Origin of the sequence: Microcystis sp. M31BS1, from assembly GCF_020245285.1 — a bacterium.
GTDB classification, from domain to species: domain Bacteria; phylum Cyanobacteriota; class Cyanobacteriia; order Cyanobacteriales; family Microcystaceae; genus Microcystis; species Microcystis panniformis.
This window is the reverse complement of the sequence record NZ_JADBVE010000230.1, coordinates 1-11,577: the sequence shown is the minus strand read 5'-3', so window position 1 is coordinate 11,577 and position 11,577 is coordinate 1. Positions and strand designations below refer to the sequence as shown.

The following is an 11,577-nucleotide window of genomic DNA, read 5'->3' as shown; positions in this document are numbered from 1 at the left end:
TGGCAAGCACCCGCTTAGTCCAGTTTTCCGAACAATTTCATCGCTGACAAAACGGATGACTGGTGCCGTTACTTTGTCTTGCCTATTTGGGGTACAAAAGATTTTCTTTATTCCCCTTGACTTTTAAGACAATCGCTACATTCATCTTATATTTAATTCCACCCACCCACTTAACCAACCTTGTCCACCTAATTAGTATTTTCCCATGCTTAGTCAGCAACTTTGGCACAGCCATCAAGATCTAGTACAAGCTTGTCTAGAACACCCTTTTGTGCGAGGTATCGCCACAGGAGAGCTTAAACGGGATTGTTTCGCTTTTTATGTCGGTCAAGATGCTTTTTTTCTGGAATCTTTCGCCCGTGCTTACAGTATCGCCGCCGCTAAAGCTTCTGATTGGCAGGGATTTACTAGCTTTCATCGGTTGGCGGCGGGGGTATTAAAGGAGTTAGAATTACACGAAAATTACGCTTTACAGTGGGGGGTTGACCTAAGAAAGGTTCAGCCCGCTAATGCCACCCGTCGCTATACGGATTTTCTTCTCGCTACCGCTTGGATGGGTGACATCGGTGCGATTGCCGTGGCGATGAGTCCCTGTATGCGTCTTTATGCTTATCTGGGCCAACAATTAGCCTTAGAAGCGATTTCTGAGAATCCCTATCAAGCTTGGATTGATAGTTATAGTGGGAATGAATTCGCAGCTTTAGCAAGCCAGTTAGAGGAATTAGCGGATAAATACGCCCTGATGACGGAAAATATCTCTTTATCCTATCGTTATGCCCTTAGTTGTGAACAGGACTTCTTTAGTGCCGCCTACAGCCGGGGCAAATCTTAAAATTTTCCCGTCACAATGTTAAGAAATATAAATAACGCTAAGATTAAGGTAAGCAAAATCGTCATTATAAGAATAATGTTCCCTTCGCAACCCACCGAAAACGAACTCCTGAAAACTATCTTGGAACCTCTACTAGAGGATTTCACCTATTGGTTTTCCCGTTCCCGTCTCCTCCTCGAATCCGAGAGATTATCCTTTCTCAGCCTCGAGGAACAAAACGATTTATTAGCAAGAGTCAAAAACGCTCAACAGGAGGTAGCCACGGCTCATTTACTCTTTAAAACCACAGGTGGTCAGGTGGGTATCGAGGCCAAGATGTTGTTGCCTTGGCATCAGCTGGTGGCAGAGTGTTGGGGGGTCAGCAGTCGTCGTCGTCGATTACAGGGTTGGGGAGAATATCAATCTCCTCAAACTGACGCTTAACTTGAAACTTTTTTGGTAAGCTAGAGAGTTGAGCGAATTTTTAGCATAAAGTTTTGGCAATTGTAGGAATATTCACGCATAATTCACGGGAGACTCGGCCAATGTTACATCTGCTCTATATCCTCGCCTTCACAGTTATCGCTTTTTTGACCATTAATAATTTAATTCGGAGTCTGATTACTGTCAGCATGGATTCCCAGAAACGTCCTGCTAAATCGGGTAATTCCTATAATCCCTACGGTTATCCCATGACTTCCCATCCCGAACTTTTGGACGAGACTGGACAACCGATTAATGAACCTCTGTTAGTGATTCGTTCTCTCACTGTCGAAGATGCTCGTCAACAGTTAGATGCCATTTATAATTCTTCTCCCAGTGCCACCAAAGAGCAAGATGAAGAAATCTAATTGGTTCTAGAATGGCAGTCCTTGAAAACAGATATATTTATCTACACGGTTTTGCTTCTGGCCCCCAATCTACAAAAGCGCAATTTTTGAGACATTGTTGGCAAAAGAGGGGTTTAGCAATGGAAATTCCCGATCTTAACGGTGATGACTTTTCTAGCTTAACTCTCACTCGTCAGATTGTTCAAGTCGGCCAATTGATTGAACAATCTCAGTTTCCCGTTACACTGATTGGTTCCAGTTTTGGCGGTTTAACGGCAGCTTGGCTGGCAGAAACTTATTTTCAGGTGCAAAGGCTCGTTTTATTAGCTCCCGCTTTTAATTTCGGGCCGATTTGGTTAGGACAATTGGGAGCAGAAACCCTAGCCAATTGGCAAAAATCTGGGAGTTTATCGGTTTATCACTACGGTTATCGTCGTTATCTGCCGATTTATTACAAGTTTATTGAGGATTTAGCTAATTATCCCCAAGAAAAGTTAATCAGGCAGCTCCCCACCCTGATTATTCATGGCAGTAACGATGGGGTAATTCCCCCAGAAAATAGTCGCTATTATGCTTTTTCTCGTCCTTGGGTACAGTTAATCGAATTAAATAGCGATCATGCCCTTACCGATGTTTTGACGAGAATCTGGGCTGAAATACAATTATTTCTCAATTTTTGACTAAATAGGGTTGGCTGAATAAATCTAAAAACCTTGTTGGATAAGGCTTTTAGACTTTTTTTCCCTCAAAAAGTGCCAACCCTTGGAGTGATCGGGGGTAAAATTCCGGGACTTTTTCCCTGAAAATTAGGTAATTGACCCCCTCAAAATCGGTAAAACCCTACACCCTACACCCCACACCCTACCCCCACGAAAAACTTTTTGCCGCAAACCCTAAATAAAAAACCCCCCCTTCGATCGGAAAAAGAGGAGGAATTTTAGTGCATTTGTATTGGGCTTTGAGAAGATTTTTCAGCTTCTCAGTCTAAAGACAAGAGATTTTCTCCTGATGTCTTCCCACTACCAAAGTCCGCGGATAGGAGATACACTAGGCTCGGGAGCGGGTTGAGGAGCAACTTCAGTAAAGGTTCTGGTTTCCGGCGGTAAAGCGGGAAGTCCCCAAGCGGGTTCTTTTTGGTTAACTTCTCTTAAAAGTTGCGAGCGAGTAGCGCTGGTGGAGATTTCCGATTTTAGTTTCAAGCGGGAAACCCAATAGGGACGAGCTTTACCCACATAAACTAATTTGCCATCTACCACTTGCAAAATCACGTCATCACCACCCATGGCATCCCCAACAATACGAGCGGTGGTTCCGTCGGCAAAGTCACCACTGAAAATTTCTTTGCCATCCACTGTCACAGGTCTGATCAATTGGATGGACAGAATTCCACCCACGGTTCCCCGGACGCGACCCAGTATATAGTCACCGGGGTTGAGTTGTGGCTCACCTCTGTAGGTGTTATGGCCGCGCAGTTGACTGATCAAGATTTCGTTATTTTGTGGTCCTGCTTGTGCGGGTACAGCGCCAAGGGTAGTTAGGGCAACTAAACCGGCAAAACCAGCGACAAGGGAAATTTTGTTAAACACAATTACCTCAAGCAAAAAATTGGTAAATTACCTAGAGACGTTCTAGATTATAACCTAGTTCCCAATTTTGTCTATATTGCGAAATATTAGTTTAATAATTTCTCGATCGAGCGGTTGGAGGTTTCAGTTATCAGTTATCAGTTATCAGTTATCAGATTGCAGATTCCAGTTTTAAGTAGGGTTTACCGAAAAAGACCTAGGATGGGGTCAGACAGAGGGCAGGAGGCAGTTATTCAGCCAGCCCTAAGTAGAAAGTTTTAGGTGAAAACTTCGGGGTCTTCTGGACATCAGGTGAAAAATGTTCACTGTGTTACATAATGGTTATTAATGCTAGGGACATAAGGCTTATGCCCTTTTTTCGATAAGATAAGCTTATCACTTTAACTCCAATAGAACCAAACTTGGGAACTTTCTTTTCACTGATTACTGTTTACTGTTCACTGCTCACTGAAAAATCCCCACCTCCCCACTTCCCCTAAAAACAGGATTAAGCTGGGTTTTAAGAGCGATCGACATTGCTGAATAATTGAGGATCGAGGGTGGGTAGTTCGATATCTTTTTCTGCTGGGGAAGAGGCCAACTGGAAGCGGTTTAAGGTTTGTTGAACGCGATCAAAAATGGTGATTTTTTGCTCGCTATTGTTCTGGGGTTCGGGAATAGGTTCCACTTCTAGCGGAGGCTGAATCCCAGGGGCAGGTTCGTTAATCTCCTTTGTCTCTGGTATGGTGGTTAGGGGAGATTCGATCGCTTCAGGGGTTTCCTCGACCTTTTCGATTGTTTCTGTCTCTACTGGTTTTTCTTCCACTATTGGGCTTTCTGGCTCAATAACAGGGCTTTCCTCAACTATTGGGCTTTCTGGCTCAATAACAGGGCTTTCTGGCTCAATAACAGGGCTTTCCTCAACTATTGGGCTTTCTGGCTCAATAACAGGGCTTTCTGGCTCAATAACAGGGCTTTCCTCAACTATAGGGGTTTCTGGCTCAACTACAGGGGTTTCTGGCTCAACTACAGGGGTTTCTTCCTCAACTATAGGGGTTTCTGGCTCAATAACGGGGGTTTCTTCCTCTAGACTAGGAATAGTTTGATAGTTGGGATCAACAATGCTACGGGCAATTATAGGGGATAAATCGCCGCGGACTAATTGACTGAGGCCGTCTTGGTAAGAGGGATCAAAGCTAATCACGCGCACGCTGGTATTAAACTCGTTTTCGATTTTATTTCCCTTACCATCGATGAATTCTAGTTGTACCCAGTTATTGCCCTTGTTAAAACCCTTGAGATAAATCGGTTCCCAAGTATCAAGCAGAAAACTTTCACCGTTGACGGTGACACGAATGCGCCAATCTTGAAGATTATTATCCCCGTTGGCAGTATTGGACAGACGTAGAGGAGCATTACTCAGATAAAAATCGAGCAGGATTGGTTCTGCACCGTAGATTCCCTGCGGATGACTGTAGGTTAATAGGGGTAAGTTATGATCAGGGGCATTTTTGCCTGTTTTTGTCAGAATATGAAAGGTTGTTTCAGCGAAGGCCCCATCATTTTTAAAACTTTCCTGCCAAGGCCGCAGGGCCAAGACGCGGAGGGTATGAGTACCGGGGGCAAGATTTTCTAGGATAATCGGTTGCTTGAGGTCGTAAATGGCTGCTGCTGGTTCATTATCGACAATTAGGCTCAAGTGGGGTCCTAATTTCAGGGTATCGTCTTGGAAAATTGGCAGATCTGACACTTGTAGTTTAACTGTCACCTGAGGGTCATCGAAAACTTGTTCGGCCAGAGGACTGAGAATCGTTACTTGGGGAGCGTAACGATCTAAACTGGGGCGCAGTTCCTGAATTAGGACCGGGGGGGCAACCTCAGAAATGCGGCCTTGGACGACGGGAAGATTAGAGGTTTCCGAAGTGGGGAGATTGGTAGCCGTTAGGCGATCGCCACAGGCGGTTAACAGGGTGGTCAGTAAACCGATCACAAGACATATACGAAGGGTTTTGACTGGGATTAATTTATGTAGTAGGGATAGCACGTTCCTCCTAGAGCCAAGGCCAAAATCTATACAAACCATTGATTTTTGCTAGAGTCATTGAATGCTCCGGTGTCAGCAAAAGCGGGAGAAGATCAGGTTATGGCCTCAATTTTACAGAATTGTTTGATTGTTTTTTGAGAATCTATCTATTGAATTTTCTATATGGTCTGGTGAGGGAGAAAAGGGGGAAATTGGCGTCCGGAGCGACAATTGATAAACTTTTGTAAAGAAAAATCACTGGTCTGACCCTGACTAAGACCGTCCATAGCAGAAAATGTCTCTCCTATCAAGGATTGAGAGAATTTTAATTATTGTTAAGCATAACGAACAGACAAGAGAACAAAGACTTATCATCTACTATTGATGCTTTCGACTGGAATCTCACCCAAGAGGAAAGTCAAGCAACATTAACAAAAGGTGGGTCAGATTTCAACTTGCCTTTTTTAGGTTAAAAAATCTATCCTCAAATAAAACGCTAAGTCTATTGTCGAGAGAGGAGAATCCTCATGGCACTCCCCCCCAAAGAGGCGGTAGCTAAAGTGATTGTAGATAAAGACCCAGTACCTACTTCCTTTGAGAAGTGGGGTCAACCGGGGCATTTTGATCGCACTTTAGCCAAAGGACCCAAAACCACTACCTGGATTTGGAACCTACACGCCAACGTCCACGATTTTGATAGTCAAACCAGCGATCTCGAAGATATTTCTCGGAAAATCTTCAGCGCCCACTTCGGACATCTCGCCGTTGTCTTCGTTTGGCTAAGTGGAATGTACTTCCACGGCGCGAAATTTTCTAACTATGAAGCTTGGTTAACCAACCCGCTGGCCATCAAACCCAGCGCCCAAGTGGTCTGGCCGATCGTCGGTCAAGGCATCCTCAACGGCGATGTGGGCGGCGGCTTCCACGGTATTCAGATCACCTCTGGTCTGTTCTACCTCTGGCGTGCTTCTGGGTTCACCAACAGCTATCAGCTATACTGCACCGCTATCGGTGGTTTAGTTATGGCGGGCCTGATGCTGTTTGCCGGTTGGTTCCATTACCACAAAAGCGCACCGAAACTGGAATGGTTCCAAAACGTGGAATCGATGATGAACCACCACTTGGCGGGTTTACTCGGCTTAGGTTCCCTAGGTTGGGCTGGTCATCAGATTCACGTTTCTTTACCGGTGAACAAACTCCTCGATGCTGGAGTAGCTCCCCAAGACATCCCCTTGCCCCACGAGTTCATCCTCGAACCGAGCAAGATGGCGGACTTATATCCCAGTTTCGCCCAGGGTTTGACCCCCTTCTTTACCCTTAACTGGGGTGCTTACTCGGATTTCCTCACCTTCAAAGGTGGCTTGAACCCCGTGACCGGTGGTCTCTGGCTTTCCGATACCGCTCACCATCACTTGGCGATCGCTGTATTATTCATCATTGCTGGTCATATGTACCGTACCAACTGGGGTATCGGTCACAGCATGAAGGAAATCCTTGAAAACCACAAAGGTCCCTTCACCGGTCAAGGTCACAAAGGACTGTACGAAATCCTGACCACCTCTTGGCACGCTCAGTTAGCGATTAACCTTGCTCTCTTAGGTTCGCTAACCATCATCGTGGCCCACCATATGTACGCCATGCCGCCTTATCCCTATCAGGCGACTGACTACGCCACCCAACTATCCTTGTTCACTCACCACACTTGGATCGGTGGCTTCTTAATCGTCGGTGCGGGAGCGCACGGAGCGATCTTCATGGTGCGGGACTACGATCCAGCCAAAAACGTCGATAACCTGCTCGATCGGGTGATCCGTCATCGCGACGCAATTATCTCCCACCTGAACTGGGTATGTATTTTCCTTGGCTTCCATAGCTTCGGTTTATACATTCACAACGACACCATGCGGGCTTTTGGTCGTCCCCAAGATATGTTCTCGGATACGGGAATTCAACTACAACCCATCTTTGCTCAATGGGTACAAAGTCTCCACACCCTAGCCCCCGGCAACACCGCTCCTAACGCTCTCACTACCGCTAGTTATGCTTTCGGTGGCGACGTGGTAGCAGTGGGTGGCAAAGTGGCCATGATGCCGATCACTCTCGGTACTGCCGATTTCCTCGTGCATCACATCCACGCCTTCACCATCCATGTCACCGTGTTGATTCTCCTCAAAGGGGTTCTCTACGCTCGCGGTTCCCGTCTGATTCCCGATAAAGCGAATCTCGGTTTCCGTTTCCCCTGCGATGGTCCCGGTCGCGGCGGTACCTGCCAAGTTTCGGGTTGGGATCACGTTTTCCTCGGCCTGTTCTGGATGTACAACTCCATCTCGGTCGTAATCTTCCACTTTAGCTGGAAAATGCAGTCCGATGTCTGGGGAACCGTCGCCCCCGATGGCACTGTCACCCACGTTACCCTCGGTAACTTCGCCCAAAGTGCCATCACCATCAACGGTTGGTTACGGGATTTCCTCTGGGCGCAAGCAGCTCAAGTGATTAACTCCTATGGCTCCGCTCTGTCTGCCTACGGAATCATGTTCCTAGCCGGTCACTTCGTCTTCGCGTTTAGCTTGATGTTCCTGTTCAGTGGTCGCGGCTACTGGCAAGAATTAATCGAGTCGATCGTCTGGGCGCACAACAAGTTAAGAGTTGCCCCCGCTATCCAACCTCGCGCCCTGAGCATCATTCAAGGTCGTGCCGTTGGTGTGGCTCACTACCTCTTAGGCGGTATTGTAACCACTTGGGCATTCTTCTTGGCCAGAAGTCTCTCGATTGGCTAAACTTGCCTATAAGGGCTTGCCAGTCCCCCGGGGATTGGCAAGACTAGGCTGAACCAGCGTCGATTGACCGATACCTCTGTAAGCGTTTCCTATTACAGAAGGTGAATTGAAAAAAGGAAATAACCAGCACTCGTGTAAGAGCCTCAGTTATTTAGAGAGGAGAATTTCCTAAACAGCTATGGCAACTAAATTCCCTAAATTTAGCCAAGATCTAGCCCAAGATCCGACCACCCGTCGGATTTGGTACGGGATCGCCACAGCCCACGATTTTGAAAGTCATGATGGCATGACGGAAGAGAATCTCTACCAAAAGATTTTCGCGTCGCACTTCGGCCACATTGCAATCATTTTCCTGTGGACTTCCGGTACTATATTCCACGTCGCTTGGCAAGGTAACTTCGAGCAGTGGATCAAAGATCCCTTAAATATCCGTCCCATCGCCCACGCGATTTGGGATCCCCAGTTCGGTAAAGGCGCTGTGGATGCCTTCACCCAAGCTGGCGCTTCTAATCCGGTTAACATCGCCTATTCCGGGGTTTACCACTGGTTCTACACCATCGGTATGACCTCCAACCAAGACCTATACCAAGGTGCGGTGTTCCTGCTGATTCTCTCGGCGATTTTCCTCTTTGCTGGCTGGTTACACTTACAACCTAAGTTCCGTCCTAGCCTCGCTTGGTTCAAAAACGCTGAATCTCGCCTGAACCACCACCTCGCCGCTCTGTTCGGTGTTAGCTCTCTGGCTTGGACCGGACACCTCGTTCACGTTGCTATCCCCGAATCCCGCGGTCAGCACGTTGGTTGGGACAACTTCCTCTCCACTCCCCCCCACCCGGCGGGTTTACTACCCTTCTTCACCGGTAACTGGAGTGTGTACGCGGAAAACCCCGATACTGCTAACCACATTTTCGGTACTGCCCAAGGCGCGGGAACTGCGATTCTCACCTTCTTAGGTGGTTTCCATCCCCAAACCGAGTCCCTCTGGTTAACCGATATGGCTCACCACCACTTGGCGATCGCTGTTATCTTCATTGTGGCTGGTCATATGTACCGCACCAACTGGGGCATCGGTCACAGCATCAAGGACATCCTCAATGCACACAGACCCCCCAGTGGTAAGTTAGGAGCCGGTCACAAAAATCTTTATGACACGGTTAACAACTCTCTCCACTTCCAACTCGGTTTGGCTCTCGCTTCTTTAGGCGTGATCACCTCTCTGGTGGCGCAGCATATGTACGCGCTACCCCCTTATGCCTTTATCGCTAAGGACTACACTACCCAAGCGGCTCTTTATACCCACCACCAATACATCGCTGGTTTCCTAGCGGTGGGTGCTTTCGCTCACGGTGCTATCTTCTTCGTGCGTGACTATGATCCCGAAGCGAACAAAGATAACGTGCTGGCGCGGATGCTGGAGCATAAAGAAGCGATCATCTCTCACCTAAGCTGGGTTTCCCTTTTCTTAGGTTTCCACACCCTCGGCCTCTACGTTCATAACGATGTGGTCGTCGCTTTCGGTACTCCCGAAAAACAAATCTTGATCGAACCTGTGTTTGCTCAATTCGTGCAAGCAGCTTCGGGTAAAACCCTGTACGGCATGAACGTACTGTTGTCTAACCCCGATAGTATCGCTTACACCGCCTATCCCAACTACGGTGATGTTTGGTTACCCGGTTGGTTAGACGCAATCAATAGCGGCACTAACTCCCTATTCTTAACCATCGGTCCTGGCGACTTCCTCGTTCACCATGCGATCGCTCTTGGTTTACACACCACCGTTCTAATCCTGGTTAAAGGTGCTTTAGACGCTCGTGGTTCCAAATTAATGCCCGATAAAAAAGACTTCGGGTATTCCTTCCCTTGCGACGGTCCCGGCCGTGGCGGTACTTGCGACATCTCTGCTTGGGATTCCTTCTACCTAGCCATGTTCTGGATGTTGAACACCCTGGGTTGGTTAACCTTCTACTGGCACTGGAAACACCTCGGTGTCTGGTCGGGTAACGTGGCTCAGTTTAACGAAAACTCCACCTACCTGATGGGCTGGTTCCGCGATTACCTCTGGGCTAACTCGGCTCAGTTAATCAACGGTTACAACCCCTACGGTGTTAATAACCTTTCTGTCTGGGCCTGGATGTTCCTCTTTGGACACCTCGTTTGGGCAACCGGTTTCATGTTCCTGATCTCTTGGCGTGGTTACTGGCAAGAGTTGATCGAAACTATCGTTTGGGCCCACGAACGCACTCCTCTGGCGAACCTCGTTCGTTGGAAAGACAAACCCGTGGCTCTCTCGATCGTTCAGGCTCGTTTGGTTGGTTTAGCTCACTTCACCGTTGGCTATATCTTCACCTACGCCGCCTTCTTGATCGCTTCCACTGCTGGCAAGTTCGGCTAAACCTTGAATTAGGTAACTAAAAAACCCCCCGCCCATTGGTGGGGGGTTTTGTTGTTTATGATTGATCATAAAAGCGCGGCTCAATCTCAAAAATCTATGCAGTGGGAAGAATTAAAACAGCTTTATGATCAGGACTTTGTTTTGTGGATTGAGCGAACCACCGAACAAATTCGACGCGGGGAGATGAAAAATTTAGATTGGGAACATCTTTTAACGGAGATAGAAGATTTGGGGAGAGAACAAAGGAACAAAGTGGAAAGCTATCTAATTCAAACCGTTAAACATTTATTAATGTATCAGTATTGGCTGACTGAAAAAGGTAATTGTGGCCGGGGATGGGCCGATGAAATCGATAATTTCCGTCTAGAACTAGAAATTTTATTCCAGTCAAAAACCCTCTACAATTATGGGGCTTCTAGGTTAGATATAATTTATGATAAAGCCAAGCGATCGGTGATCAAAAAAACTGGTTTATCTGTTGATACGTTTCCGCAAGTTTGTCCTTATACCTTTGCAGAAATTATAGATTTTGACTTTTTGCCAGTTTAGAATACGAGAATTAAAGCGGAGAAAGACATTCATAAGTTATCCTCTTGTTCAAGAGACATCTCCAAAAATTATCACCCAATCACAGCTTGCTTTTATACTATGTACTAGCTAAGTAGTTCTATAGCTGAAATGTATATCTATCGTTGCCAATTTGATTTCATTGAAAAAATATGGGGCGATTAAAATCATTTTTATTTGGGTAAGTTTCTTAACTAAAAAGACTTTGAGCCTTGAGATAATATTAGATCGAGGTCTAATGTTATTCATCAAACAAACATTAAGGTTACAATGAAGGAATCAGATTTCAGAAAATAGCCATGAAACGAGATGAGGTACTAACAATTCTTGCAACACACCGAGAACAATTAGAAAAACTAGGGGTAAAATCTCTGTCTCTAAGTACCTAGGCAAAATTATTTACACATGACGATCATTGCCCCGTAAGGGTTTTAGCTCGATCGGGCAGGTAATTAATTTTGCATGACTACTTATTTGGTTCAGTAGCAAGGGATGAAGCACGTTTTGACAGTGATGTAGATTTATTGGTAGAATTTAGTAAAGCGGTAGGGTTATTTGAGTTTATCGAGGTACGACTTTACTTAGAAGATATATTAGGATGTTCTGTTGATT

The 11,577-nt window shown here is 46.4% G+C and carries 9 protein-coding genes and 1 pseudogene; 8 read left to right on the top strand and 2 right to left on the bottom strand.

The window, feature by feature from the left end; translation table 11 throughout:
* Positions 1-205 precede the first annotated feature (205 nt).
* The 4 genes from IM509_RS13745 to IM509_RS13730 all read left to right on the top strand — a co-directional run bounded on the left by IM509_RS13745 (position 206) and on the right by IM509_RS13730 (position 2,321).
* On the top strand, positions 206-832 hold the full coding sequence (locus IM509_RS13745) for a TenA family protein (protein ID WP_185237518.1): 627 nt from the start codon (positions 206-208) through the stop codon (positions 830-832).
* A 15-nt stretch (positions 833-847) separates the two neighbouring features.
* Entirely contained in the window at positions 848-1,255 is a 408-nt protein-coding gene (locus IM509_RS13740; RefSeq protein WP_081417918.1) for a DUF2605 domain-containing protein, read from the top strand.
* A 101-nt stretch (positions 1,256-1,356) separates the two neighbouring features.
* A complete protein-coding gene (locus tag IM509_RS13735; RefSeq protein ID WP_052276851.1) occupies positions 1,357-1,662 on the top strand; it encodes a DUF2973 domain-containing protein in 306 nt (101 codons plus the stop codon).
* An 11-nt stretch (positions 1,663-1,673) separates the two neighbouring features.
* Complete coding sequence (locus IM509_RS13730) at positions 1,674-2,321, top strand: YqiA/YcfP family alpha/beta fold hydrolase (protein WP_002785243.1); 648 nt, start codon at positions 1,674-1,676, stop codon at positions 2,319-2,321.
* A 339-nt stretch (positions 2,322-2,660) separates the two neighbouring features.
* Here the strand turns inward: IM509_RS13730 and IM509_RS13725 are convergent, their stop codons facing one another.
* Positions 2,661-3,227, bottom strand: coding sequence for a hypothetical protein (locus IM509_RS13725; RefSeq protein WP_002757226.1), 567 nt, complete (start codon positions 3,225-3,227; stop codon positions 2,661-2,663).
* 499 nt (positions 3,228-3,726) lie between these two features.
* Complete coding sequence (locus tag IM509_RS13720; protein ID WP_185237519.1) at positions 3,727-5,289, bottom strand: hypothetical protein; 1,563 nt, start codon at positions 5,287-5,289, stop codon at positions 3,727-3,729.
* A gap of 467 nt (positions 5,290-5,756) precedes the next feature.
* Here IM509_RS13720 and psaA point away from each other — a divergent pair, with 467 nt between their 5' ends.
* From psaA to IM509_RS13700, 4 genes and pseudogenes are all read left to right on the top strand, one after another.
* Positions 5,757-8,006 carry a photosystem I core protein PsaA gene (gene psaA / locus IM509_RS13715; protein ID WP_002734764.1) on the top strand — a complete coding sequence of 750 codons (2,250 nt, stop codon included), beginning with the start codon at positions 5,757-5,759 and terminating at the stop codon, positions 8,004-8,006.
* Positions 8,007-8,184: 178 nt separating this feature from the next.
* The gene (gene psaB, locus IM509_RS13710; RefSeq protein WP_002785240.1) at positions 8,185-10,398 is read left to right on the top strand and encodes a photosystem I core protein PsaB; all 2,214 of its coding nucleotides are present in this window, start codon (positions 8,185-8,187) and stop codon (positions 10,396-10,398) included.
* Between the two features lie 57 nt (positions 10,399-10,455).
* Positions 10,456-10,947 (top strand): DUF29 domain-containing protein, encoded by a 492-nt coding sequence (locus tag IM509_RS13705; RefSeq protein ID WP_052276853.1) that lies wholly within the window; start codon positions 10,456-10,458, stop codon positions 10,945-10,947.
* Between the two features lie 317 nt (positions 10,948-11,264).
* Positions 11,265-11,577: pseudogene (locus IM509_RS13700) on the top strand (nucleotidyltransferase family protein); the annotation flags it as partial.